Annotated in this window: 19 protein-coding genes; 4 read left to right on the forward strand and 15 right to left on the reverse strand. The window is 71.5% G+C overall.

Annotation, left to right across the window (positions count from 1 at the left end; translation table 11 throughout):
- The first annotated feature begins 19 nt into the window (after positions 1–19).
- The 3 genes from ACFY32_RS06235 to ACFY32_RS06245 are packed head-to-tail and all read left to right on the forward strand — an operon-like array spanning position 20 to position 4,462.
- Positions 20–919: an ABC transporter permease gene (locus ACFY32_RS06235; RefSeq protein WP_359189846.1), complete on the forward strand. Its 900-nt coding sequence runs from the start codon at positions 20–22 to the stop codon at positions 917–919.
- Positions 897–1,685: an ABC transporter ATP-binding protein gene (locus tag ACFY32_RS06240; RefSeq protein WP_390673542.1), complete on the forward strand. Its 789-nt coding sequence runs from the start codon at positions 897–899 to the stop codon at positions 1,683–1,685. The genes ACFY32_RS06235 and ACFY32_RS06240 overlap by 23 nt, the downstream gene beginning before the upstream one ends.
- Before the next feature lie 11 nt (positions 1,686–1,696).
- On the forward strand, positions 1,697–4,462 hold the full coding sequence (locus tag ACFY32_RS06245) for a fumarate reductase/succinate dehydrogenase flavoprotein subunit (protein WP_390673543.1): 2,766 nt from the start codon (positions 1,697–1,699) through the stop codon (positions 4,460–4,462).
- 183 nt (positions 4,463–4,645) lie between these two features.
- Here ACFY32_RS06245 and recQ read toward each other — a convergent pair whose 3' ends face one another.
- The 15 genes from recQ to ACFY32_RS06320 all read right to left on the reverse strand — a co-directional run bounded on the left by recQ (position 4,646) and on the right by ACFY32_RS06320 (position 22,954).
- The gene (gene recQ, locus ACFY32_RS06250; RefSeq protein WP_390673544.1) at positions 4,646–6,694 is read right to left on the reverse strand and encodes a DNA helicase RecQ; all 2,049 of its coding nucleotides are present in this window, start codon (positions 6,692–6,694) and stop codon (positions 4,646–4,648) included.
- Positions 6,695–6,889: 195 nt separating this feature from the next.
- Positions 6,890–8,548, reverse strand: a complete 1,659-nt coding sequence (gene nuoN / locus ACFY32_RS06255; protein WP_359189448.1) for an NADH-quinone oxidoreductase subunit NuoN — start codon at positions 8,546–8,548, stop codon at positions 6,890–6,892.
- The gene (locus tag ACFY32_RS06260; protein ID WP_390673545.1) at positions 8,545–10,116 is read right to left on the reverse strand and encodes an NADH-quinone oxidoreductase subunit M; all 1,572 of its coding nucleotides are present in this window, start codon (positions 10,114–10,116) and stop codon (positions 8,545–8,547) included. The genes nuoN and ACFY32_RS06260 overlap by 4 nt, the downstream gene beginning before the upstream one ends.
- Before the next feature lie 5 nt (positions 10,117–10,121).
- The gene (gene nuoL / locus ACFY32_RS06265; RefSeq protein ID WP_390673546.1) at positions 10,122–12,086 is read right to left on the reverse strand and encodes an NADH-quinone oxidoreductase subunit L; all 1,965 of its coding nucleotides are present in this window, start codon (positions 12,084–12,086) and stop codon (positions 10,122–10,124) included.
- 14 nt (positions 12,087–12,100) lie between these two features.
- Positions 12,101–12,400, reverse strand: coding sequence for an NADH-quinone oxidoreductase subunit NuoK (gene nuoK / locus ACFY32_RS06270; RefSeq protein WP_004927567.1), 300 nt, complete (start codon positions 12,398–12,400; stop codon positions 12,101–12,103).
- Positions 12,397–13,254 (reverse strand): NADH-quinone oxidoreductase subunit J, encoded by an 858-nt coding sequence (locus ACFY32_RS06275; protein ID WP_359189457.1) that lies wholly within the window; start codon positions 13,252–13,254, stop codon positions 12,397–12,399. The genes nuoK and ACFY32_RS06275 overlap by 4 nt, the downstream gene beginning before the upstream one ends.
- Positions 13,251–13,892, reverse strand: coding sequence for an NADH-quinone oxidoreductase subunit NuoI (gene nuoI, locus ACFY32_RS06280; protein WP_390673547.1), 642 nt, complete (start codon positions 13,890–13,892; stop codon positions 13,251–13,253). The genes ACFY32_RS06275 and nuoI overlap by 4 nt, the downstream gene beginning before the upstream one ends.
- Entirely contained in the window at positions 13,885–15,261 is a 1,377-nt protein-coding gene (nuoH, locus tag ACFY32_RS06285; RefSeq protein WP_359189463.1) for an NADH-quinone oxidoreductase subunit NuoH, read from the reverse strand. The genes nuoI and nuoH overlap by 8 nt, the downstream gene beginning before the upstream one ends.
- On the reverse strand, positions 15,258–17,762 hold the full coding sequence (locus ACFY32_RS06290; protein WP_390673548.1) for an NADH-quinone oxidoreductase subunit G: 2,505 nt from the start codon (positions 17,760–17,762) through the stop codon (positions 15,258–15,260). Before ACFY32_RS06290 ends, nuoH begins: the two co-directional genes overlap by 4 nt.
- Entirely contained in the window at positions 17,759–19,111 is a 1,353-nt protein-coding gene (nuoF, locus tag ACFY32_RS06295; protein WP_359189469.1) for an NADH-quinone oxidoreductase subunit NuoF, read from the reverse strand. Before nuoF ends, ACFY32_RS06290 begins: the two co-directional genes overlap by 4 nt.
- Complete coding sequence (gene nuoE, locus ACFY32_RS06300) at positions 19,108–19,968, reverse strand: NADH-quinone oxidoreductase subunit NuoE (RefSeq protein ID WP_359189471.1); 861 nt, start codon at positions 19,966–19,968, stop codon at positions 19,108–19,110. Before nuoE ends, nuoF begins: the two co-directional genes overlap by 4 nt.
- On the reverse strand, positions 19,965–21,287 hold the full coding sequence (locus ACFY32_RS06305) for an NADH-quinone oxidoreductase subunit D (RefSeq protein ID WP_390673549.1): 1,323 nt from the start codon (positions 21,285–21,287) through the stop codon (positions 19,965–19,967). Before ACFY32_RS06305 ends, nuoE begins: the two co-directional genes overlap by 4 nt.
- Positions 21,284–22,030: an NADH-quinone oxidoreductase subunit C gene (locus ACFY32_RS06310; protein ID WP_359189477.1), complete on the reverse strand. Its 747-nt coding sequence runs from the start codon at positions 22,028–22,030 to the stop codon at positions 21,284–21,286. The genes ACFY32_RS06305 and ACFY32_RS06310 overlap by 4 nt, the downstream gene beginning before the upstream one ends.
- A complete protein-coding gene (locus tag ACFY32_RS06315; RefSeq protein ID WP_359189480.1) occupies positions 22,027–22,581 on the reverse strand; it encodes an NADH-quinone oxidoreductase subunit B family protein in 555 nt (184 codons plus the stop codon). Before ACFY32_RS06315 ends, ACFY32_RS06310 begins: the two co-directional genes overlap by 4 nt.
- A gap of 13 nt (positions 22,582–22,594) precedes the next feature.
- Positions 22,595–22,954, reverse strand: coding sequence for an NADH-quinone oxidoreductase subunit A (locus tag ACFY32_RS06320; protein ID WP_003967084.1), 360 nt, complete (start codon positions 22,952–22,954; stop codon positions 22,595–22,597).
- Positions 22,955–23,697: 743 nt separating this feature from the next.
- Here ACFY32_RS06320 and ACFY32_RS06325 point away from each other — a divergent pair.
- Complete coding sequence (locus ACFY32_RS06325) at positions 23,698–24,543, forward strand: C40 family peptidase (RefSeq protein ID WP_359189483.1); 846 nt, start codon at positions 23,698–23,700, stop codon at positions 24,541–24,543.
- Positions 24,544–24,628 lie beyond the last annotated feature (85 nt).

Consider the following 24,628-nt stretch of genomic DNA (forward strand, 5'->3'; position numbering starts at 1 on the left):
GAGCGTCGGCGCGCGTCCCGTGGTGCGGTACGCGCTGCGCGCCGGGTCCCTCGCCGCCGCGCTCGGGCTGTGGCAGGTGCTCAGCGGCCGGGACGTCGACCTGTGGGTGCGCTTCTCGCAGTTCCCCACCGTCGCCGACGTGGCCCGCGCCTTCGCCGGCCGGGTGACCGGCCCGGACTACTGGACGGACCTCACCGAGAGCCTCACCCGCATCCTCACCGGTTTCCTGCTCGCCGCCGTCCTGGGCGTGGCCGCCGGTGTGCTGGTGGCCCGCTCCCGGCTCGCCGAGGACCTGCTCGGCCCGCTGCTGGAGGTGCTGCGGCCGATCCCGGCCATCGCCCTCGTGCCCGTGGCGATCCTGCTGTTCCCCTCCGACCAGCAGGGCATCGTCTTCATCACCTGCGCCGCCGCCTTCTTCCCCGTCCTGGTCTCCACCCGGCACGCGGTGCGCGCGCTGACCCCGGTCTGGGAGGAGGCGGTACGCACCATGGGCGGCGGCCGGTGGCGGGTGCTGGCCTCGGTCGTCCTGCCGGGCGCGCTGCCCGGCGTCTTCGGCGGCCTGTCGGTCGGCATCGGCGTGTCCTGGATCTGTGTGATCTCCGCCGAGATGATCTCCGGCCAGTACGGCGTCGGCTACCGCACCTGGCAGGACTACACGGTCGTCGACTACCCCGGCGTCTTCGTCGGGATGATCACGATCGGCGTCCTGGGCTGGCTCACCTCCACGGCCGTCGAACTCCTGGGCCGCCGCCTGACCCGCTGGCTCCCCCGCACCTCCTACGTCCCCGGCGCCCGCCCGAGGACCGGCCGGCCGGCCGCTCCCGTCACCCCCGCCGCCACCGCCGTACCCGCAGGTCCCGCAGGTCCCGCAGGTCCCGAGCCCGAGGAGGCACGCGATGAGCACCTCGTCCGAGACTGAGGCCCGCGCGGCGGCCGGCCCGCGCCCGCCCGCACGGGGCACCCGGCTCACCCTGCGCGCCGCCGCCCTCGGCCGCCCGGACGTCCCCGCCGTGACCGGCGTGGACCTCGACGTGGCCCCCGGTGAGATCCTCACCGTCGTCGGCCCCTCGGGCTGCGGCAAGTCCACGCTGCTGCGCACCCTGGCGGGGCTGCTGCCCCCGCTGGCCGGGGCCGTGGAGCAGGACGGCCGCCCGGTGGACGGGCCGGCGGCGGACCGCGCGCTGGTCTTCCAGGACGACGCGCTGCTGCCCTGGCGCACCCTGCGCGCCAACGTCGAACTCCCCCTCGCCATCCGGGGCGTGCCCCGCGCGGCACGCCGGGAGCAGGCCGCGGCCTGGCTGGACCGCGTCGGACTCGCCGCGCAGGCGGGGCAGTTGCCGCACCGGGTCTCCGGCGGGCAGCGCCAGCGCGCGCAGTTGGCCCGCGCCCTGGCGGGACGCCCGCGCGCCGTCCTGATGGACGAGCCGTTCGGCGCCCTCGACGCCCAGACCCGGGCCGGCATGCAGGACCTGCTGGTCGAGGTGCTGCACGGCACGGGCGCGACCGTCGTCTTCGTCACCCACGACGTGGACGAGGCGCTGTTCCTCGGCGACCGCGTCGCCCTGCTCGGCGCCGGCCGGCTCACCGCCGTCCGCGACGTGCCCCGCCCGCGCGACCGCGCGGCCCACGACGACCCGGCGCGCGTGGCACTGCGCCGCGCCGTCCTCACCTCCCTCGGTACCTGAAAGGCCCCCTGGTGGAGATCCCCGCCCTCACCGACGCCGAAGAACTCACCTGCGACGTCCTCGTCATCGGCGGCGGCACCGCCGGCACCATGGCGGCGCTGACCGCGGCCGAACGCGGCTCCGACGTGCTGCTCCTGGAGAAGGCCCACGTCCGGCACTCCGGGGCCCTCGCCATGGGCATGGACGGCGTCAACAACGCCGTCGTCCCCGGCCGCGCCGAACCCGACGACTACGTCGCCGAGATCACCCGCGCCAACGACGGCATCGTCGACCAGTCCACCGTCCGCCAGACCGCCACCCGGGGCTTCGCCATGGTGCGGCGGCTGGAGTCGTACGGCGTGAAGTTCGAGAAGGACGAGCACAACGAGTACGCGGTCCGCCAGGTGCACCGCTCCGGTTCGTACGTGCTGCCGATGCCGGAGGGCAAGGACGTCAAGAAGGTCCTGTACCGCCAGTTGCGGCGGCGGGAGATGCGGGAGCGTATCCGCATCGAGAACCGGGTCATGCCGGTGCGGGTCCTGACGGCCGGGGGCCGGGCGGTCGGCGCGGCGGGCTTCCACACCCGCACCGGCCGGTTCGTCACCGTTCGCGCGGGCGCGGTGATCCTGGCCACCGGCGCCTGCGGCCGCCTCGGCCTGCCCGCCTCCGGCTACCTGTACGGCACCTACGAGAACCCCACCAACGCGGGCGACGGCTACGCCATGGCCTACCACGCCGGCGCCGAACTGACCGGCATCGAGTGCTTCCAGATCAACCCGCTGATCAAGGACTACAACGGCCCGGCCTGCGCCTACGTCGCCAACCCCTTCGGCGGCTACCAGGTCAACCGGCACGGCGAACGCTTCGTCGACTCCGACTACTGGTCGGGCCAGATGATGGCCGAGTTCGCCGCCGAGGTCGCCGGCGACCGCGGCCCCGTCTACCTGAAGCTCAGCCATCTGCCGGAGGAGTCGATCTCGGCGCTGGAGACGATCCTGCACTCCACCGAACGCCCCACCCGGGGCACCTTCCACGCGGGCCGCGGCCACGACTACCGCACCCACGACGTCGAGATGCACATCTCCGAGATCGGCCTGTGCGGCGGCCACTCCGCCTCGGGAGTACGGGTGGACGACCACGCCCGCACCACCGTGCCCCGCCTGTACGCCGCCGGCGACCTGGCCTGTGTGCCGCACAACTACATGATCGGCGCCTTCGTCTTCGGCGACCTCGCGGGCGCGGACGCCTCCCGGTACACGGCGTACCAGGGGACACTCCCGGCCGACCAGTTGCGCGAGGCCCACGAGCTGGTCTACCGCCCGCTGCGCAACCCCGACGGCCCGCCGCAGCCCCAGGTCGAGTACAAACTGCGCCGCTTCGTGAACGACTACGTGGCCCCGCCGAAGTCCGGCGCCCGGCTGTCGCTCGCCCTGGCGGCGTTCGAACGGATGCGGGCCGACATCTCCGCCATGGGCGCCCGCACCCCGCACGAGCTGATGCGCTGCGCCGAGGTCACCTTCATCCGCGACTGCGCGGAGATGGCGGCCCGCGCCTCGCTGGCCCGCACGGAGTCCCGCTGGGGTCTCTACCACGACCGTCTGGACCATCCGGCCCGGGACGACGCGTCCTGGTTCCACCATCTCGATCTGCACAAGTCCCCCTCCGGTGCGATGGAGTTCACGGCCCGTCCCGTGGCTCCCTATCTGGTTCCGGTCGACGGCTTCGCCCCGTCCGGCGGCCCGTCCCGGCACCTGGGCGAGGTCCACCCCGAACAGGTGGCGACGGCGGGCGCCCGCGAGGTGGCCCCGGTCGCCGCCCGGCCCACGGCCGCTCCCGCCGACCGGCCCGCCGACCCGCGCCGGGGTGCCGGTGAACCGCGCCGGGGTGCCGGTGAACCGCCCGTCGACGCCTCCCCCCGGCTGCTGCGGCTGCTCGCCCTGGCCGAGGCGGAGCCCGACCTCGCCGCCGTCGCCCCCTATCTCTCCGATGCCGAACCCGCCGTGCGCCGCACCGCCGTGACGGTGCTGACCGAGACCGCCCCCGCGGGCACCGGGCCCGCGCTCGCCGCCTCCCTGTCCGACCCCGACGCCGGGGTACGGGCCGCCGCCGCTGCCTCCCTGCGCGAACTGGCCGAGACCCTGACGCCGGAACCGGCGCTCGGCGAACCGCTCCTGAAGGCGCTCGTCCAGCCCGACGCCGTGGTCCGCGCCACCGCCCTGGACCTGCTGCGCGCCCTCCGGCTGGGCGACGCCGCCGCGTACGCCGAGGCGCTCACGGACCCCGACACCGCCGTCCGCATCGAGGCCGTCCGTGCTCTGGTCTCCCTGGACGAGGCCGGCCCGGTCGCCCGAGCGGCGGACGACACCTCCCGGGAGGTCCGCGTCACCGCCGCCAAGGCACTGGGGTCACTGGGCGCGGCGGCACGGCTTCCCCGCGCCGCGGGCGACGCTCTGGACCGCCTCGCCGAGGACCCCGACGCGCTGGTCCGAGCGGCGGCGTTCGAGGCGCTGGCCGGGGCCGGGTGCCCCCCGCCGTCGGCGGCGCGGGCCGTCCGCGCGCTGGCGGACCCCGCCTGGCAGGTCCGCGCCGGGGCCGCCACCGCGCTGTCGGCCGCCGCCTCCGGCGCGGCGGTCCCCGCCCTCGCCAAGGCCCTCGCCGACCCCAACGCCGACGTCCGCAAGGCCGCGGTGCTGGCCCTGACCCGGCACACCTCCACCACGGAGGCACGCGCCGCCCTCGCCACCGCCACGGCCGACCCCGACGCGGACGTCAGGGCCTACGCGACACGGGCCCACTGACCCGACCGCCCCCGCAGCACGCCCGGCCGTCCCCGCGGCACGCCCCCTCCCGCCGGACCGTCACCACGGAACACCGCCCCGCCCAGCCACAACGGCAGGCCACCGCCCCGGCCGGACCGTCACCACAGGACACGCCCCCGCCGGGCCAGCCCGGACCGGACCCGGCCCGGCCCGGACCCGCCGCTATATCCAGCCGTCGTCCTCGGGCTCCCGCTCGGCCCAGTCGTCCGGCTCGGGGGCGGTCCCGGCAGGGCCGTCCGCGTCCGCCGGGTCCCGGGTGCCGTCCTCCGGGGCCTGGCTACCGCCCTCCGGGGCCGTCGCCCCGCCGGACGGGTCGGTGAGCGAGGCGAGCACGCCCAGCACGCCCTCCCCGTACGTGTTCAGCTTCTTCTCGCCGACCCCGCTGATGCCGCCGAGCTGCCCGATGGACGTCGGCCACACCGTGGCGATCTCCCGGAGCGTGGCGTCGTGGAAGATGACGTACGCCGGGACGCCCTGCTCCCTGGCCTGTTCGGCGCGCCAGGCGCGCAGGGCCTCGAAGGCGGGGAGCAGTTCCGCGGGCAGTTCGGCCGCGGCGGCCTTGGCCTTGCGCTCGCCGCGGGAGCCGCCGGAGCCGGAACCGCCGGACGCGCGTGCCGTCGCCGGCTTCTTCGGCTCCTTGCGCAGCGGCACCTCCCGCTCCCGCCGCAGCACGGCCGCGCTGTCGTCGGTCAGCACCAGCGTGCCGTACTCCCCTTCCACGGCGAGCAGCCCCTGGGCGAGCATCTGCCGGACGACGCCGCGCCACTCGCCCTCGGTCAGCTCCTCGCCGATGCCGAACACCGACAACCGGTCGTGGTCGAACTGGATGACCTTGGCGGTCCGCTTCCCCAGCAGGATGTCGATGATCTGCCCCGCGCCGAACTTCTGCCCGCGCTCCCGCTTCAGCCGCACCACCGTCGACAGCACCTTCTGCGCGGCGACCGTGCCGTCCCAGGTCTCCGGCGGGGTGAGGCAGGTGTCGCAGTTGCCGCAGCCCTGGGGGTCCGGTTCCTGCCCGAAGTAGGCGAGGAGCTGACCGCGCCGGCACTGTGCCGTCTCGCACAGGGCGAGCATGGCGTCCAGGTGGGACTGGGCCCGCCGCCGGAACGTCTCGTCGCCCTCGCCGGACTGGATCAGCTTGCGCTGCTGGATGACGTCGTTGAGGCCGTACGCCATCCAGGCCGTCGACGGCAGTCCGTCGCGTCCGGCGCGGCCCGTCTCCTGGTAGTAGCCCTCGACCGACTTGGGCAGGTCGAGGTGGGCGACGAACCGCACGTCCGGCTTGTCGATGCCCATGCCGAAGGCGATGGTCGCGACGACCACCAGGCCGTCCTCCCGCAGGAACCGGGACTGGTGCGCCGCGCGGGTGCCCGCGTCCAGGCCCGCGTGGTACGGCACCGCCTCGACGCCGTTGGCGGACAGGAACTCGGCGGTCCTCTCCACGGAGTTGCGCGAGAGGCAGTAGACGATGCCGGCGTCCCCCGGGTGCTCCTCGCGCAGGAAGGCGAGCAACTGCTTCTTGGGGTCGGTCTTCGGCACGATCCGGTACTGGATGTTGGGCCGGTCGAAGCTGGCGACGAAGTGCCGGGCCGCCGGCATGTTCAGCCGCTCGGTGATCTCGCGGTGGGTGGCGTGGGTGGCCGTCGCCGTCAGCGCCAGCCGCGGCACGTCGGGCCAGCGCTCGCCGAGCAGGGACAGCGCGAGGTAGTCCGGCCGGAAGTCGTGCCCCCACTGGGAGACGCAGTGCGCCTCGTCGATCGCGAACAGCGCGATCCTGCCCCGGGAGAGCAGGCCCAGGGTGCTCTCCAGCCGCAGCCGCTCGGGCGCCAGGTAGAGCAGGTCCAGTTCGCCGGCGAGGAACTCGGCCTCGACCACGCGCCGCTCGTCGAAGTCCTGCGTCGAGTTCATGAACCCGGCGCGCACGCCGAGGGCCCGCAGCGCGTCCACCTGGTCCTGCATCAGCGCGATGAGCGGCGAGACCACGATGCCCGTACCGGGCCTGACCAGGGACGGGACCTGGTAGCACAGTGACTTGCCGCCGCCGGTCGGCATGAGCACGACGGCGTCGCCGCCGGCCACCACGTGGTCGATGACCGCTTCCTGCTCGCCGCGGAACTCCTCGTATCCGAAGACCCGCCGCAGCGCGGCCACCGCCTCGCTGACCGTGGCCGTCGCCTCTGCCGTCTCGCTCATCACACCCATGCCGCCCATCGTCCCGCCCCCGTACGTCCTGCCTCGCCCGTCCTGGTCCGTCCTGTCCCGACCACTGCCTCCACGATAGGGGTCCGCACCGACAGCCCCGGAGTTATCCACAGGCTCGCCCCGTCCTCTCGCGTCACCGCGGGCACGCGAGCGGCCCGGCACCCCCCGAGGGTGCCGGGCCGCCCCGTCCGCGCGGGCCTGGTGTCAGCGCACGAAGGTGCCCGCCTGACCGGCCAGGTCCAGGAAGTACTGCGGCGCCACACCGAGCACCACCGTGACCGCCACGCCCACCGCGATCGCCGTCGTCGTCAGCGGCGACGGCACCGCCACGGTCGGGCCCTCGGGCCTCGGCTCGCTGAAGAACATCAGCACGATCACCCGGATGTAGAAGAACGCCGCGACCGCCGACGAGATCACACCGATCACGACCAGCGGGGCCGCGCCGCCCTCCGCGGCCGCCTTGAACACGGCGAACTTCCCCGCGAAACCGGAGGTCAGCGGGATACCGGCGAAGGCCAGCAGGAACACCGCGAACACCGCCGCGACCAGCGGCGACCGGCGGCCCAGCCCGGCCCACTTCGACAGGTGCGTCGCCTCGCCGCCCGCGTCCCGGACCAGCGTCACCACGGCGAACGCGCCGATCGTGACGAAGGAGTACGCGGCCAGGTAGAACAGGACCGAGGAGATGCCGTCCGGCGTGGTCGCGATGACACCCGCGAGGATGAAGCCCGCGTGGGCGATCGACGAGTACGCCAGCAGCCGCTTGATGTCGGTCTGGGTGATCGCGACGATCGCGCCGCCCAGCATGGTGACGATCGCCACGCCCCACATCACCGGCCGCCAGTCCCAGCGCAGGCCGGGCAGGACGACGTACAGCAGGCGCAGCAGCGCGCCGAAGGCCGCCACCTTGGTCGCCGCGGCCATGAACCCGGTCACCGGTGTCGGGGCGCCCTGGTACACGTCGGGCGTCCACATGTGGAACGGCACCGCGCCCACCTTGAACAGCAGGCCCATCACGATCAGCGCGCCGCCGACGAGCAGCAGCGCGTCGTTGCCCATGGTGTCGGCGAGCGCCGGGGTGATCTCCACCACCGACCCGTCGACGACCTGCGCGATGGTGCCGTACGACATGGAGCCCGCGTAGCCGTAGAGCAGGGCGATGCCGAACAGGGTGAACGCGGAGGCGAACGCGCCGAGCAGGAAGTACTTGACCGCGGCCTCCTGCGACATCAGCCGCTTGCGGCGGGCCAGCGCGCACAGCAGGTACAGCGGGAGGGAGAAGACCTCCAGGGCGACGAACAGGGTCAGCAGGTCGTTGGCCGCCGGGAAGATCAGCATGCCGGCGACGGCGAACAGCAGCAGCGGGAACACCTCGGTGGTGGTGAACCCGGCCCGGACCGCCTTCTGCTCGCTCTCGCTGCCCGGTACGGAGGCGGCCTGCGCGGCGAAGGAGTCCACGGGGTTGCCGTGCGCCTCGGGGTCGAGCCGCCGCTCGGCGAAGGTGAACAGGGCGACCAGGGACGCCAGCAGGATCGTGCCCTGGAGGAACAGGGCCGGTCCGTCGACGGCGATCGCGCCCATCGCGGCGATGCCCGCCTTGGTCGTGCCGTACCCGTCCGCCGCGAGCGCGACGACCGTGGCGAAGGCCGCGACGAGGGCGACGACGGACACGAACATCTGCGCGTAGTAGCGCGACTTGCGCGGGACGAACGCCTCGACGAGCACGCCGACGATCGCCGCGCCGACGATGATCAGGGTGGGCGCCAGTTGTCCGTACTCGATCTTGGGTGCGTCGATCTTGGAGATCGGGTCGGCCGCCGTGGCCGCCGTTGTCCACAGGCTGTGGACGGCTGTTGCGCTCACTTGGCCGCCTCCACCTCGGGCTGGGGGTCCTTCTGATGAACGTCGGACATGGTCTGCTTCACCGCGGGGTCGATGATGTCCGTGACGGGCTTCGGGTAGACGCCCAGGAAGATCAGCAGCACCACCAGGGGCGCCACCACCACCAGCTCACGCGCGCCCAGGTCCGGCAGGGCGGCCGTCTCCGGCTTCACCGGGCCGGTCATCGTCCGCTGGTAGAGGACGAGGGTGTAGAGCGCGGCGAGCACGATGCCGAAGGTGGCGATGATGCCGACCACCGGATAGCGCGTGAACGTGCCCACCAGCACCAGGAACTCGCTGACGAAGGGCGCCAGTCCCGGCAGGGACAGGGTGGCCAGACCGCCGATGAGGAAGGTGCCCGCGAGCACCGGCGCGACCTTCTGCACCCCGCCGTAGTCGGCGATGAGCCGCGAGCCGCGCCGCGAGATCAGGAACCCGGCGACCAGCATCAGCGCGGCGGTGGAGATGCCGTGATTGACCATGTAGAGCGTCGCGCCGGACTGGCCCTGGCTGGTCATCGCGAAGATGCCCATGATGATGAAGCCGAAGTGCGAGATCGACGCGTACGCCACCAGCCGCTTGATGTCACGCTGGCCGACCGCGAGCAGCGCCCCGTAGATGATGCTGATCAGCGCGAGGACCAGGACGGCGGGCGTCGCCCACTTGCTGGCCTCGGGGAACAACTGCAGGCAGAAGCGGAGCATCGCGAAGGTGCCCACCTTGTCGACGACCGCCGTGATCAGCACGGCGACCGGCGCGGTGGACTCCTGCATGGCGTTGGGCAGCCAGGTGTGCAGCGGCCACAGCGGCGCCTTCACCGCGAAGGCGAAGAAGAAGCCGAGGAACAGCCAGCGCTCGGTGTTCGTCGCCATGGTCAGCTCGCCGCTCGCGCGGGCCTGGGCGATCTCGGTGAGCGAGAAGTTCCCGGCGACCACGTAGAGGCCGATCACCGCGGCCAGCATGATCAGGCCGCCGACCAGGTTGTAGAGCAGGAACTTCACCGCCGCGTACGAACGCTGCGTCGACGCCGCCTGCTCGCCGTGCTCGTGGGCCCGGTCCCCGAAGCCGCCGATGAGGAAGTACATCGGGATCAGCATGGCTTCGAAGAAGATGTAGAAGAGGAAGACGTCGGTGGCCTCGAACGAGATGATCACCATCGCCTCGACGGCCAGGATCAGGGCGAAGAAGCCCTGCGTCGGCCGCCACCGGCTGCTGCCGGTCTCCAGCGGGTCGGCGTCGTGCCAGCCCGCCAGGATGATGAACGGCATCAACACGGCGGTCAGCGCGACCAGCGCCACCCCGATGCCGTCCACGCCCAGCTCGTAGCGGACGCCGAAGTCGGCGATCCAGGAGTGCGACTCGGTGAGCTGGTAGCGGTCGCCGCCGGGGTCGAAGCGGACCAGGACGACGATCGCCAGGACCAGCGTGGCCAGCGAGAACAGCAGCGCCAGCCACTTGGCCAGGGTGCGGCGCGCGGCCGGCACGGCGGCCGTGGCGATGGCCCCGACGGCCGGGACCACCGCCGTCGCTGTCAGCAGGGGAAAGGACATCGGTATCAGACCGCCCTCATCAGCAGGGTCGCGGCGACGAGGACCGCCGCACCGCCGAACATCGAGACCGCGTAGGAGCGCGCGAACCCGTTCTGCACCTTGCGCATCCGTCCGGACAGGCCGCCGACCGAGGCCGCCGTGCCGTTGACGACACCGTCGACCAGGGTGTGGTCGACATACACCAGGGAGCGGGTGAGGTGCTCACCGCCGCGGACCAGGACCACATGGTTGAAGTCGTCCTGGAGCAGGTCGCGGCGGGCGGCCCGGGTGAGCAGCGACCCGCGCGGGGCGATGGCCGGGACCGGCCGGCGTCCGTACTGCGCCCAGGCCAGGGCGACGCCGAGGACCATCACGGCGAGCGTGGACAGCGTCACCGTCAGGGCGCCGACCGGCGGGTGCCCGTGCGCGTGGTCGGTGATCGGCTCCAGCCAGTGCATGAACCGGTCGCCGATGCTGAAGAACGCGCCGCCCGCGACCGATCCGACGGCCAGCACGATCATCGGGACCGTCATGACCTTCGGCGACTCGTGCGGGTGCGGCGGGGTGTACTGGCCGCGGGTTTCCGCGGCGGGCTCCACGTCCGGCCGGTCCGGGGACGGCGTCGGGGCGTCGCGCCAGCGCTCCTCGCCGAAGAACGTCATCAGCATCACGCGCGTCATGTAGTACGCCGTGATGGCCGCGCCCAGCAGGGCCGCGCCGCCGAGGAGCCAGCCCTCGGTGCCGCCCTTGGCGAACGCCGCCTCGATGATCTTGTCCTTGGAGAAGAAGCCGGACAGCCCCGGGAAGCCGATGATGGCGAGGTAGCCGAGGCCGAAGGTGATGAAGGTGACCGGCATGTACTTGCGCAGGCCGCCGTAGCGGCGCATGTCGACCTCGTCGTTCATGCCGTGCATGACCGAGCCGGCGCCGAGGAACAGCCCCGCCTTGAAGAAGCCGTGCGTCACCAGGTGCATGATCGCGAAGACGTAGCCGATGGGGCCGAGGCCCGCGGCGAGCACCATGTAGCCGATCTGCGACATGGTCGAACCGGCCAGCGCCTTCTTGATGTCGTCCTTGGCGCAACCGACGATCGCACCGAACAGCAGCGTGACCGCGCCGACGACGGTGACGACCACCTGGGCGTCGGGCGCCCCGTTGAAGATCGCCCCGGAGCGGACGATCAGGTACACGCCCGCCGTCACCATGGTCGCGGCGTGGATGAGGGCCGAGACCGGGGTCGGGCCCTCCATCGCGTCCCCCAGCCAGGACTGGAGCGGCACCTGGGCGGACTTGCCGCAGGCGGCGAGCAGCAGCATCAGGGCGATCGCGGTGAGCTTGCCCTCGTCCGCGCCGCCCGCGATGCCGGGCTCGTGCAGGGTGCCGAGCACCGGTCCGAAGGCGAAGGTGCCGAACCAGAGGAACATCAGCATGATCGCGATCGACAGGCCCATGTCGCCGACCCGGTTGACCAGGAACGCCTTCTTCGCGGCCGTGGCGGCGCTGGGCTTGTGCTGCCAGAAGCCGATCAGCAGGTAGGAGGCGAGGCCGACACCCTCCCAGCCGACGTACAGCAGCAGGTAGTTGTCGGCGAGGACGAGCAGCAGCATCGCCGCGAGGAACAGGTTCAGATAGCCGAAGAAGCGGCGGCGGCGCTCGTCGTGCTCCATGTACCCGATCGAGTACAGGTGGATCAGCGAGCCGACCCCGGTGATCAGCAGGACGAACGTCATCGACAGTTGGTCCAGGCGGAAGGCGACGTCGGCCTGGAAGCCCTGCACCGGGACCCAACTGAACAGGTGCTGGGTCAGCGTGCGCTCCTCGCCGCCCTTGCCCAGCATGTCGGTGAAGAGGACGAGGCCGATCACGAACGACGCGCCGGCCAGCAGGGTGCCGAGCCAGTGGCCGACGGCGTCCAGCCGGCGCCCGCCGCACAGCAGGACCGCCGCTCCGAGCAGAGGCGCCGCCACCAGCAGCGCGATGAGAGACTCCACGATTCAGCGACCCCTCACAGCTTCATCAGGCTGGCATCGTCGACCGAGGCCGAGTGGCGGGAACGGAACAGGGACACGATGATCGCGAGCCCGACCACGACCTCCGCGGCCGCGACGACCATCGTGAAGAAGGCGATGATCTGGCCGTCCAGATTGCCGTGCATCCGGGAGAACGCGACGAACGCCAGGTTGCAGGCGTTGAGCATCAGCTCGACGCACATGAACACCACGATGGCGTTGCGCCGGATCAGCACCCCGGTGGCACCGATCGTGAACAGCAGGGCCGCGAGATACAGATAGTTGACGGGGTTCACTTCGACGCCTCCTCGGACCGCTTGAAGGTGGCCGGCTCGACCGCCCGGCGCTCCAGTCGCTCCTCGGCCCGCTGCTCCAGGGCCCTGAGGTCGTTCAGCGCTTCCTGCGACACGTCCCGGACCTGGCCCCGCTCGCGCAGCGTCTTGCTGACGGTGAGGTCGGAGGGCGTGCCGTCGGGCAGCAGACCGGCGATGTCCACCGCGTTGTGCCGGGCGTACACGCCCGGCGCGGGCAGCGGCGGCAGGTACGTGCCCTTGCGGACCCGCTCCTCGGCCAGCTCCCGCTGGGTCTTGGCCCGCTCGGTGCGCTCGCGGTGGGTGAGCACCATGGCGCCGACGGCGGCCGTGATCAGCAGGGCGCCGGTGATCTCGAAGGCGAAGACGTACTTGGTGAAGATCAGGGCCGCCAGGCCCTCCACGTTGCCGCCCGCGTTGGCCTGGCCGACGCCGCTGAACTCGCTCAGGGAGGCGTTGCCGATGCCCGCGATCAGCAGCACTCCGAAGCCGAGCCCACAGAGCAGGGCAAGCCAGCGCTGGCCCCGGATGGTCTCCTTCAGGGAGTCCGCCGCGGTGACGCCGACCAGCATCACCACGAACAGGAACAGCATCATGATCGCGCCGGTGTAGACGACGATCTGGACGACGCCCAGGAAGTAGGCGCCGTTGGCGAGGTAGAACACCGCCAGAATGATCATGGTGCCGGCCAGGCAGAGGGCGCTGTGCACGGCGCGCTTCATGAAGACGGTGCACAGGGCGCCGATCACCGCGACCGTGCCGAGGACCCAGAACTGGACGGCCTCTCCGGTGGAGGTGCCGGCGGAGAGCGTCGCCGCGGCGGCGAGTCGCGCGGTCATCGGCGGATCACCTTCTCCGTCGCCGGCTCGCCCTCGCCGAAGGTCGAGTCGGCCTCCTGCGGCGCCTCGCCCCTGGAGACGGCGGCCTGCCGCTCGGTGCCGGGGGCCGCCTCGGTGACCAGGCCCCGGTAGTAGTCCTGCTCGTCGGTCCCCGGGTAGATGGCGTGCGGGGTGTCGACCATGCCGTCGTCCAGGCCGGCGAGCAGTTGTTCCTTGGTGTAGATGAGGTCGGCGCGGCTGGAGTCGGCCAGCTCGAACTCGTTGGTCATCGTCAGCGCGCGGGTGGGGCACGCCTCGATGCACAGGCCGCACAGGATGCAGCGGGCGTAGTTGATCTGGTAGACGCGGCCGTACCGCTCGCCGGGCGAGTAGCGCTCCTCGTCGGTGTTGTCCGCGCCCTCCACGTAGATGGCGTCGGCGGGGCACGCCCACGCGCACAGCTCGCAGCCGACGCACTTCTCCAGACCGTCGGGATGGCGGTTGAGCTGGTGCCGTCCGTGGAAGCGCGGAGCCGTGGTCTTCTGCTGCTCCGGGTACTGCTCGGTCAGCCGCTTCTTGAACATGGCCTTGAAGGTCACGCCGAAGCCGGCCACCGGGTTCTGGAAACCGGGCTTGGTGTCCTTGGGTTCCTTAGCCATCGGACGCCTCCTTTCCATCCGTAGTTCCGCCCAGAGATCCGTCACTCTGAGTATCGGGCCCGCCACTGACAATCAGCTCCCGCTCCCGGCGCGGCCGGCGTCGCGGCACCGGCGGCAACTCCTGGCCGGGCAGCGGCGGTACGGGGAACCCGCCGGCCATCGGGTCGAAGGCGGCCGGTTCCCCGGCGGGCTCCTCGGCCTGTTCGCCCTTGCCGCGGTACATGTCGGCGAGGAAGGACAGCAGCAGGACGGCGAGGACGCCGCCGGCGACGTAGAGCGCGATGTCGGTGAAGTCGTAGTTCTCGTTCCTCAGGGCCCGGATGGTGGCGACGAGCATCAGCCAGACCAGCGAGACCGGGATGAGGACCTTCCAGCCGAGCTTCATCAACTGGTCGTAGCGGACCCGGGGGAGGGTGCCGCGCAGCCAGACGAAGAGGAACAGCAGCAACTGGACCTTGACCACGAACCAGAGCAGCGGCCACCAGCCGTGGTTCGCGCCCTCCCAGAAGGTGCTGACCGGCCAGGGGGCCCGCCAGCCGCCGAGGAAGAGCGTGGTGGTGACCGCCGAGACGGTCACCATGTTCACGTACTCGGCGAGCATGAACATCGCGAACTTGATCGAGGAGTACTCGGTGTTGAAGCCGCCGACCAGGTCGCCCTCGGACTCCGGCATGTCGAAGGGGGCCCGGTTGGTCTCGCCGACCATGGTGACGATGTAGAGCAGGAAGGAGACCGGCAGCAGCACGATGTACCAGCGGTCGGCCTGCTGCTCGACGATCGTGGACGTCGACATGGACCCCGAGTAGAGGAACACGGAGGCGAACGCGGCGCCCATCGCGATCTCGTAGGAGATCATCTGCGCGCAGGACCGCAGACCGCCCAGGAGCGGGTACGTCGAGCCGGAGCTCCAGCCCGCCAGCACGATGCCGTAGATGCCCACCGAGGCGACCGCCAGGATGTACAGCATGGCGATCGGCAGGTCGGTGAGCTGCATGGCGGTGCGGTGGCCGAAGACCGAGACCTCGCCGCCGGCCGGCCCGAACGGGATCACGGCGATCGCCATGAACGCGGGGATGGCCGCCACGACGGGTGCGAGGACGTAGACCGCCTTGTCCGCGCGTTTGACGACGACGTCTTCCTTGAGCATCAGTTTGATGCCGTCGGCGAGCGACTGGAGCATGCCCCAGGGGCCGTGCCGGTTGGGGCCGACGCGCAACTGCATCCACGCGACGACCTTGCGCTCCATGACGATGGCGACGAGCACGGTCACCATGAGGAAGGCGAAGCAGAACACCGCCTTGACGACGACCAGCCACCACGGGTCGCGGCCGAACATCGAGAGGTCTTCAGCGGCGAGGTACATGCTCATCCCTCCACCTCCTGGGGGGCCGCGACGGCGGTCGTCGCCGGGCCGATGCGGACGAGGTCGCCGGGCAGCGCCCCGGCGTCGGAGGCGACGCCGGCCCCGGTGGAGTTCAGCGGCAGCCACACCACCCGGTCGGGCATCTCGGTGACCCGCAGCGGGAGTTCCACGACCCCGGCCGGTCCGGTCACCGCGAGGACGCCGCCGTCCTCGACGCCCGCCTCGGCGGCGGTGGCGGCCGACACGCGAGCGTGGGCGGCGTGCCGGGTGCCGGCCAGAGCCTCGTCGCCCTGTTGCAGGACGCCCTGGTCGAGCAGCAGCCGGTGCCCGGCGAGCACGGCCTCCCCGGCGGCCGGCCGCGGCAGCCCGGCGGCGCTCTGAGCGGGCGCGTCGGCCGCGGGCCCGTCCCAGGCCCCGAGCCGGTCGATCTCCGCCCGCACCGTCCGCAGATCCGGCAGCCCCAGGTGTACGTCCATGGCGTCGGCCAGCATCTGCAGGACGCGGGCGTCCGTGGGCGCCGGGCGGCGGATCATCTGGTCGGGCTTGAGCGCGGCCTCGAAGAAGCGGACCCTGCCCTCCCAGTTGAGGAAGGTGCCGGCCTTCTCGGCGACCGCGGCGACCGGCAGCACCACGTCGGCCAGCTCGGTGACCTCGCTGGGCCGCAGCTCCAGCGAGACCAGGAAGCCGACCTCGGCGAGTGCCGCACGAGCGCGTGCCGGGTCGGGCAGGTCGGCGACCTCCACGCCCGCCACCAGCAGCGCCTGGAGTCCGCCGTCGGCGGCGGCCTCGACGATCCGGCCGGTGTCCCGGCCGTGGCGGTGCGGCAGTGCGGCCACACCCCAGAGGGCGGCGACCTCGTCCCGCGCACGCGGGTCGGTGGCCGGGCGCCCGCCCGGCAGCAGCGTCGGCAGCGCGCCCGCCTCGACGGCGCCGCGCTCCCCGGCCCGGCGCGGGACCCACACCAGTGCGGCTCCGGTCGCCGCCGAGGCCCGTACCGCGGCGGTCGGGCCGCCGGGCACCGCCGCCAGCCGCTCGCCGACGACGATCACGGCGCCCTCGGCGCGCAGTGCCTCGGCGGCCAGCGCCCCGCCGTCCGCCAGGCCGACGCCGGACGCGAGCGCGTCGAGCCACTCGGTCTCGGTGCCGGGAGCGGCGGGCAGCAGCGTGCCGCCGGCCTTCTCCAGGCCCCGGGTGGCGTGGGTGGCCAGGGCGAACACCCGCTGGCCGTGCTTGCGCCACGCCTTGCGCAGCTTCAGGAAGACGCCGGGCGCCTCCTCCTCGGCCTCGAACCCGACCAGCAGCACCGCGGGCGCCTTCTCCAGGGCCGCGTAGGTGACGCCCGTCCCGTCGAGGTCCCGGCCACGGCCCGCGACCCGGGCGGCCAGGAAGTCGGCCTCCTCGGCGCTGTGCACGCGCGCCCGGAAGTCGATGTCGTTGGTGTCGAGCGCCACACGCGCGAACTTGCTGTACGCGTAGGCGTCCTCCACGGTGAGGCGGCCGCCGGTCAGCACCCCGGTCCGGCCGCGCGAGGCGAGCAGCCCCTGGGCGGCGATCTGGAGGGCGTCCGGCCAGGAGGCGGGCCGCAGCTCGCCCTCCGCGTCGCGCACCAGGGGCGTGTCGAGCCGGTCGCGCGTCTGCGCGTACCGGAACGCGAACCGCCCCTTGTCGCAGATCCACTCCTCGTTGACCTCGGGGTCGTTCGCGGCGAGCCGCCGCATGACCTTGCCGCGCCGGTGGTCGGTGCGGGTCGCGCAGCCGCCGGAGCAGTGCTCGCACACCGACGGCGAGGAGATCAGGTCGAACGGCCGGGACCGGAACCGGTAGGCCGCCGAGGTCAGCGCGCCGACCGGGCAGATCTGGATGGTGTTCCCGGAGAAGTACGACTCGAAGGGGTCGCCCTCGCCGGTGCCGACCTGCTGGAGCGCGCCCCGCTCGATCAGCTCGATCATCGGGTCGCCCGCGACCTGGTTGGAGAACCGGGTGCAGCGGGCGCACAGCACGCACCGCTCGCGGTCGAGCAGCACCTGGGTGGAGATCGGCACGGGCTTCTCGTAGGTGCGCTTCTTGCCGGCGAAGCGGGACTCGGCGCTGCCGTGCGACATGGCCTGGTTCTGCAGCGGGCACTCGCCGCCCTTGTCGCAGACCGGGCAGTCCAGGGGGTGGTTGATGAGCAGCAGCTCCATCACCCCCTTCTGGGCCTTCTCCGCGACCGGCGAGGTGAGGTGGGTCTTGACCACCATCCCGTCGGTGCAGGTGATGGTGCAGGACGCCATGGGCTTGCGCTGGCCCTCGACCTCGACGATGCACTGGCGGCAGGCGCCGGCCGGGTCGAGCAGCGGGTGGTCGCAGAACCGGGGGATCTCGATGCCGAGCTGCTCGGCGGCCCGGATGACCAGGGTGCCCTTGGGCACGCTGATCTCGACGCCGTCGATGGTCAGCGACACGAGGTCCTCCGGCGGCACGGCCGCCTCGCCCCCGCCGGAGGGAGCGCTGGTGGTCACTGTCATGCGTTCACCTCCGTACGGTGATCGGCCCAGGCCGTGGACTTGGCCGGGTCGAAGGGGCAGCCGCGGCCCGTGATGTGCTGCTCGTACTCCTCGCGGAAGTACTTCAGCGAGGAGAAGATCGGCGAGGCGGCGCCGTCGCCGAGGGCGCAGAAGGACTTGCCGTTGATGTTGTCGGCGATGTCGTTGAGCTTGTCGAGGTCGGCCATCGCGCCCTTGCCGGCCTCGATGTCGCGGAGCAACTGCACCAGCCAGTACGTGCCCTCGCGGCAGGGCGTGCACTTGCCGCAGGACTCGTGGGCGTAGAACTCGGTCCAGCGGGTGACGGCGCGGACCACGCAGGTCGTCTCGTCGAAGCACTGGAGGGCCTTCGTGCCGAGCATGGAACCCGCGGCGCCCACTCCTTCGTAGTCGAGGGGGACGTCGAGGTGCTCGTCGGTGAACATCGGCGTCGAGGACCCGCCCGGCGTCCAGAACTTCAGGCGGTGGCCGGGGCGCATGCCCCCGCTCATGTCGAGGAGCTGGCGCAGGGTGATGCCGAGCGGCGCCTCGTACTGGCCGGGGCTGGCGACGTGGCCGGAGAGGGAGTAGAGCGTGAAGCCCGGGGACTTCTCGCTGCCCATCGACCGGAACCAGTCCTTGCCCCGGTTGAGGATCGCGGGAACCGACGCGATCGATTCGACGTTGTTCACCACAGTCGGGCAGGCGTAGAGGCCGGCCACAGCGGGGAAGGGGGGACGCAGCCGGGGCTGGCCCCGGCGGCCTTCGAGCGAGTCGAGCAGCGCGGTCTCCTCACCGCAGATGTACGCGCCCGCGCCCGCGTGCACGGTGAGGTCCAGGTCGAGTCCGCTGCCCAGGATGTTCTCGCCGAGGAAGCCCGCCGCGTACGCCTCGGCGACGGCCGAGTGCAGCCGCCGCAGCACGGGGACGACCTCTCCCCGCAGATAGATGAAGGCGTGCGACGACCTGATGGCGTAGCACGCGATGACGATGCCCTCGATGAGGCTGTGCGGGTTGGCGAAGAGGAGCGGGATGTCCTTGCAGGTCCCCGGCTCCGACTCGTCGGCGTTGACGACCAGATAGTGCGGCTTTCCGTCTCCCTGCGGGATGAACTGCCACTTCATCCCGGTCGGGAAGCCGGCACCGCCGCGGCCGCGCAGACCGGAGTCCTTGACGTACGCGATCAGTTCGTCCGGCGACATCGCCAGCGCCTTGCGGAGCCCCTCGTAGCCCTCGTGCCTTCGGTAGACGTCCAGCGTCCAGGACCGGTCCTGGTCCCAGAAGGCCGACAGCACGGGTGCGAGCAGCTTCTCCGGACTGGAGTCCTTGATCTCGGCTGCCAAGGTCATCACTCCCCCTCCTCGGCGGTCGGCCCGGCCGGGTGGGACGGGTCGGAGGCCGATGTGTCCTGCGGGGCGTCGTGCGAGCTGAGGTGCTCGCCGGGGGACGGGTCGTGCGGCGGCTCGTCCCGGCGCACGGCACCGCGCGGGTGCACCACACGCGCGGCGGCCGTCTCGCCCTTCGCCAGCTTCAGGCCGACCAGGGAGGCGGGTCCCGCGCTTCCCCCGGCCTCGACGGCGCCCTCCCGCTCGTCGGGGAAGCCCGCCAGGAGCCGGGCGGTCTCCTTGAAGGTGCACAGGGGCGCCCCGCGCGTCGGGCTGACCGGCCGGCCGGCCCGGAGGTCGTCGACCAGGCGCCGGGCGCTCGCCGGGGTCTGGTTGTCGAAGAACTCCCAGTTGACCATCACCACCGGGGCGTAGTCGCAGGCCGCGTTGCACTCGATGTGCTCCAGGGTGACCTTGCCGTCGTCGGTGGTCTCGCCGTTGCCGACGCCCAGGTGCTCCTGGAGTTCTTCGAAGATGGCGTCGCCGCCCATGACCGCGCACAGGGTGTTGGTGCAGACGCCCACCTGGTAGTCGCCGCTCGGCCCGCGCCGGTACATGGTGTAGAAGGTCGCCACGGCGGTGACCTCGGCGGTGGTCAGGCCGAGCACGTCCGCGCAGAACCGCATCCCGGTGCGCGTGACGTGGCCCTCCTCCGACTGCACCAGGTGCAGCAGCGGCAGCAGGGCGGACCGGGAGTCCGGGTAGCGGGCGATGATCTCGCTCGCGTCGGCCTCCAGCCGGGTCCGGACGTCGTCCGGGTAGTCGGGCGCGGGCAGCTCGGGCATGCCGAGTCCGACGCCCCGTTCCGAGGAACTGGTGGTCACCGGTCGACGCCTCCCATCACGGGGTCGATGGACGCCACCGCGACGATGACGTCGGCGACCTGGCCGCCCTCGCACATCGCGGCCATGGCCTGCAGGTTGGTGAAGGACGGGTCGCGGAAGTGGACCCGGTAGGGGCGGGTGCCTCCGTCGGAGACGACGTGCACCCCGAGTTCGCCCTTGGGCGACTCGACCGCCGTGTACGCCTGCCCCGGCGGCACCCGGAAGCCCTCGGTGACCAGCTTGAAGTGGTGGATCAGGGCCTCCATGGAGGTGCCCATGATCTTCTTGATGTGGTCGAGGGAGTTGCCCAGTCCGTCCGGGCCCAGGGCCAACTGGGCGGGCCAGGCGATCTTCTTGTCGGGGACCATGACCGGGCCGGGCTGGAGCCGGTCCAGGCACTGCTCGATGATCCGCAGCGACTGGCGCATCTCCTCCAGCCGGATCAGGAAGCGGCCGTAGGCGTCGCAGGTGTCGGCGGTCGGGACGTCGAAGTCGTACGTCTCGTAGCCGCAGTACGGCTGGGCCTTGCGCAGGTCGTGCGGGAGGCCGGTGGAGCGCAGGATCGGGCCGGTGGCGCCGAGGGCCATGCAGCCGGCCAGGTCCAGATAGCCGACGTCCTGCATGCGGGCCTTGAAGATGGGGTTCCCGGTGGCGAGCTTGTCGTACTCCGGGAGGTTCTTCTTCATCTTCTTGACGAACTCGCGGATCTGGTCGACCGAGCCGGGCGGCAGGTCCTGGGCGAGGCCGCCGGGGCGGACGTACGCGTGGTTCATCCGCAGGCCGGTGATCAGCTCGTAGATGTCCAGGATCAGTTCACGGTCGCGGAAGCCGTAGATCATGATCGTGGTGGCGCCCAGCTCCATGCCCCCGGTGGCGATGCACACCAGGTGGGAGGACATCCGGTTCAGCTCCATCAGGAGCACCCGGATGATCGAGGCACGGTCGGGTACCTGGTCCTCGATGCCGAGGAGCTTCTCGACGCCGAGGCAGTACGCCGTCTCGTTGAAGAACGGCGTGAGGTAGTCCATGCGCGTCACGAACGTGGTGCCCTGCGTCCACGTGCGGTATTCGAGGTTCTTCTCGATGCCGGTGTGCAGGTAGCCGATGCCGCAGCGGGCCTCGGTGACGGTCTCGCCCTCGATCTCCAGGATCAGGCGGAGCACGCCGTGGGTGGACGGGTGCTGGGGGCCCATGTTGACGACGATGCGCTCGTCGTCGGCGCGGGCCGCGGACTCGACGACCTCGTCCCAGTCGCCGCCGGTGACCGTGTAGACGGTGCCCTCGGTGGTCTCCCTGGGGGATGCGTGCGATGTGCTCACGAGTACGACCTCCGCTGGTCCGGAGCCGGGATCTGGGCGCCCTTGTACTCGACGGGGATGCCGCCGAGGGGATAGTCCTTGCGCTGCGGAAAGCCCTGCCAGTCGTCCGGCATCATGATCCGGGTCAGGGCCGGGTGGCCGTCGAAGACGATGCCGAAGAAGTCGTACGTCTCGCGCTCGTGCCAGTCGTTGGTCGGGTAGACCTCGAACAGCGACGGGATGTGCGGGTCGCCGTCGGGAGCGCTGACCTCCAGCCGGATCAGCCGGTTGTGGGTGATCGAGCGCAGGTGGTAGACGGCGTGCAGCTCGCGTCCCTTGTCGTTCGGATAGTGCACGCCGCTCACGCCGGTGCACAGCTCGAAGCGCAGGGCCGGGTCGTCGCGCAGGGTGCGGGCGACGCGGACCAGGTGCTCGCGTTCGATGTGGAAGGTCAGCTCGCCGCGGTCGACGACCGTCTTCTCGATGGCGTTGCCGGGGAGCAGTCCCTGCTCCTCCAGCGCGCCCTCCAGTTCGTCCGCGACCTCGTCGAACCAGCCGCCGTACGGCCTGCTCGCCGGCCCCGGAAGCCGGACCGAGCGGACCAGGCCGCCGTAGCCGGAGGTGTCGCCGCCGTTGTTCGCGCCGAACATGCCGCGCTGGACGCGGACCTCCTCGCCGCCCTGTCCGCGCTGGCCGGGGAGGTTCTCGGCGGAGAGCTGCTTCTCCGGGTTGGGACCGTCGGGGTCCCGGTGCGCGTCGCTCATCGCAGCAGCCCCTTCATCTCGATGGTGGGCAGTGCCTTGAGCGCCGCCTCCTCCGCCTCGCGGGCCGCCTCCTCGGCGTTCACGCCGAGCTTGGAGTTCTGGATCTTGTGGTGGAGTTTGAGGATGGCGTCCAGCAGCATCTCGGGCCGGGGCGGGCAGCCCGGCAGATAGATGTCGACCGGGACGATGTGGTCGACGCCCTGGACGATCGCGTAGTTGTTGAACATGCCGCCCGAGGAGGCGCAGACCCCCATGGAGATGACCCACTTGGGGTTCGGCATCTGGTCGTAGACCTGCCGCAGCACCGGCGCCATCTTCTGGCTGACCCGGCCGGCGACGATCATCAGGTCCGCCTGGCGCGGCGAGCCGCGGAAGACCTCCATGCCGAAGCGCGCCAGGTCGTAGCGGCCGGCGCCGGTGGTCATCATCTCGATGGCGCAGCAGGCGAGTCCGAACGTGGCGGGGAAGACGGACGCCTTGCGCACCCAGCCCGCGGCCTGCTCGACGGTGGTCAGCAGGAAGCCGCTCGGCAGCTTTTCTTCGAGTCCCATGACTAAAGGCCCCTCAGTCCCATTCCAGGCCGCCGCGCCGCCATACGTACGCGTACGCGACGAAGACGGTGAGCACGAAGAGCAGCATCTCCACGAGCCCGAAGATCCCCAGGGCGTCGAAGCTGACGGCCCAGGGGTAGAGGAAGACGATCTCGATGTCGAAGACGATGAAGAGCATCGCCGTCAGGTAGTACTTGATGGGGAAGCGCCCGCCGCCGGCCGGCGTGGGGGTCGGCTCGATGCCGCACTCGTAGGCTTCGAGTTTGGCGCGGTTGTACCGCTTCGGACCGATCAGCGTGGCCATGACCACGGAGAAGATCGCAAAGCCTGCCCCGAGGGCTCCCAGTACGAGGATGGGCGCATACGCGTTCACCGCTCCTCGCTCCTCTCAGTCGGCACTGACTGCTGGCGGTTCGGCTTGGGTCACGACCCGCCTCAGCAGCCCCACGAGCCCCGCGCGTCCCCGGCGAAGATCGCGAACATGTGAAGCAGGTCACAAGCCCAACTGCTCCGCATCTTATGCCCGCCACTCTGTGATCTGCGACACGGGGTATTGCACAAGCTTTGTGATCTCCACCACCTGACGAAGGATCATGAAGTCGGATGAGCGGTGATCTTCACACATCAAGCATCCGACTGATCACGAGAGGTGACATTTTCGCTCGTCAGCGCTGGCCAGAGGCGGCGTCTCCATATCAAGAGAGTTCTGCTGCATGCAAATTGGCGAAGGCCGCGAACTCTTGATAGAGGACCGTTCACATCCGGACGGGGGCGATCGGCGGAGATGTGAACGCGTGCACGCGTTCACGAGCGCGGCCGGCCGGCCCGCGGGCGCGGGACGCGGTCGCGCGGTTGACCGTTCCGTGACCTCGGACACATTCATGAGAGGCGGCTGAGAACCGGGGTTGGCCAACCACCCCAACCAGTGGTAAGCGGGGAGCAATTCGGGCGTAACGATCAAAGCCCGTGATCACAGCCGTATTACGGCCGCCCGCAATGTCCGTTACGGCGTCAATAAAGGCCGACACGCCCGGGATTCGCGGTGTAGGTCGAGCAACTGTGGCGCAGGACACGTTTCTTGAAGGTATGGAGGACCTCCTGATACCGGTTGTACTCATGTCCCACACCGCTCACATACGCAGCCACCGGAAGCCCCGCCGCAGCGCGTCGACCATCGCGATGCGGGCCGGAGTGGCCGGTGGCGTCCTCAGCACCCTGGCAGTGGCCGGTGCGTCGGGTTCGGCGAACGCCGCCGAGGCCGAGCCCGTGACGCAGACCCTGGAGCTGCCGACCCTGACGGCCGACCTGGCCGCCCAGGTCGCCGAGTCCGCGGACGCCACGCAGCAGGCGGCCGCGAGCTACGAGCTGCGGGCCGAGCGTGACGCGGCCGCCGCCAAGGCCGCCAAGGAAGCCAGGGCGGACCTGAAGGAAGCCAAGCACAAGGCGGCGCAGGCCAAGGAGAAGGCCGAGCGGGAGGCCGCCCGCAAGGCAGCCGCCGAGCGCGCCAACCGTGACGCCGAGCGCGCCACCCTGACCGCCGACACCTCCACGGACACCGGCGCGACCGCCGCCGACACCTCGGTGAGCACCGGCTCGTCCGCGGCCACCGGCTCGGCCGCCGCGGTCGTCTCCTTCGTGAAGGCCCAGGTCGGCAAGGCGTACGTGTCCGGCGCCACCGGCCCGTCCGCCTACGACTGCTCCGGCCTCGTCCAGGCCGCCTTCAAGCAGGTGAACGTCAGCCTGCCCCGCGTCTCCCAGGACCAGTCGGTCGCCGGCACCCAGGTCTCGCTCAGCAACCTCCAGCCGGGCGACATCCTGTACTGGGGCGGCGCCGGCAGCGCCTACCACGTGGGCGTCTACGTCGGCGACGGCATGTTCGTCGGCGCGCAGAACCCGTCCACGGGCGTCGTGCTGAAGTCGCTGTCCTACGACCCGCCGAGCGGCGCGGTGCGCGTGCTGTAACCGGCGTCGCGCACGCCGTGACCGGCGTATCCCGCTCCTGCGCCCCGGCGACCCCGGGTCTCAGGTCGCACATCTGCACGAAGGG

It is taken from the genome of Streptomyces sp. NPDC000134, from assembly GCF_042899225.1.
In the GTDB taxonomy this organism is placed as follows: domain Bacteria; phylum Actinomycetota; class Actinomycetes; order Streptomycetales; family Streptomycetaceae; genus Streptomyces.

Coding starts and splice junctions, on each gene's coding strand:
- nuoI (WP_390673547.1), bottom strand. CDS start 13,892: ATGGCTAAGGAACCCAAGGACACCAAGCCCGGTTTCCAGAACCCGGTG.
- ACFY32_RS06240 (WP_390673542.1), top strand. CDS start 897: ATGAGCACCTCGTCCGAGACTGAGGCCCGCGCGGCGGCCGGCCCGCGC.
- nuoH (WP_359189463.1), bottom strand. CDS start 15,261: ATGAGCATGTACCTCGCCGCTGAAGACCTCTCGATGTTCGGCCGCGAC.
- ACFY32_RS06325 (WP_359189483.1), top strand. CDS start 23,698: ATGTCCCACACCGCTCACATACGCAGCCACCGGAAGCCCCGCCGCAGC.
- ACFY32_RS06275 (WP_359189457.1), bottom strand. CDS start 13,254: ATGACCGCGCGACTCGCCGCCGCGGCGACGCTCTCCGCCGGCACCTCC.
- ACFY32_RS06290 (WP_390673548.1), bottom strand. CDS start 17,762: ATGACAGTGACCACCAGCGCTCCCTCCGGCGGGGGCGAGGCGGCCGTG.
- ACFY32_RS06260 (WP_390673545.1), bottom strand. CDS start 10,116: ATGTCCTTTCCCCTGCTGACAGCGACGGCGGTGGTCCCGGCCGTCGGG.
- recQ (WP_390673544.1), bottom strand. CDS start 6,694: ATGGGCGGCATGGGTGTGATGAGCGAGACGGCAGAGGCGACGGCCACG.
- ACFY32_RS06315 (WP_359189480.1), bottom strand. CDS start 22,581: ATGGGACTCGAAGAAAAGCTGCCGAGCGGCTTCCTGCTGACCACCGTC.
- ACFY32_RS06310 (WP_359189477.1), bottom strand. CDS start 22,030: ATGAGCGACGCGCACCGGGACCCCGACGGTCCCAACCCGGAGAAGCAG.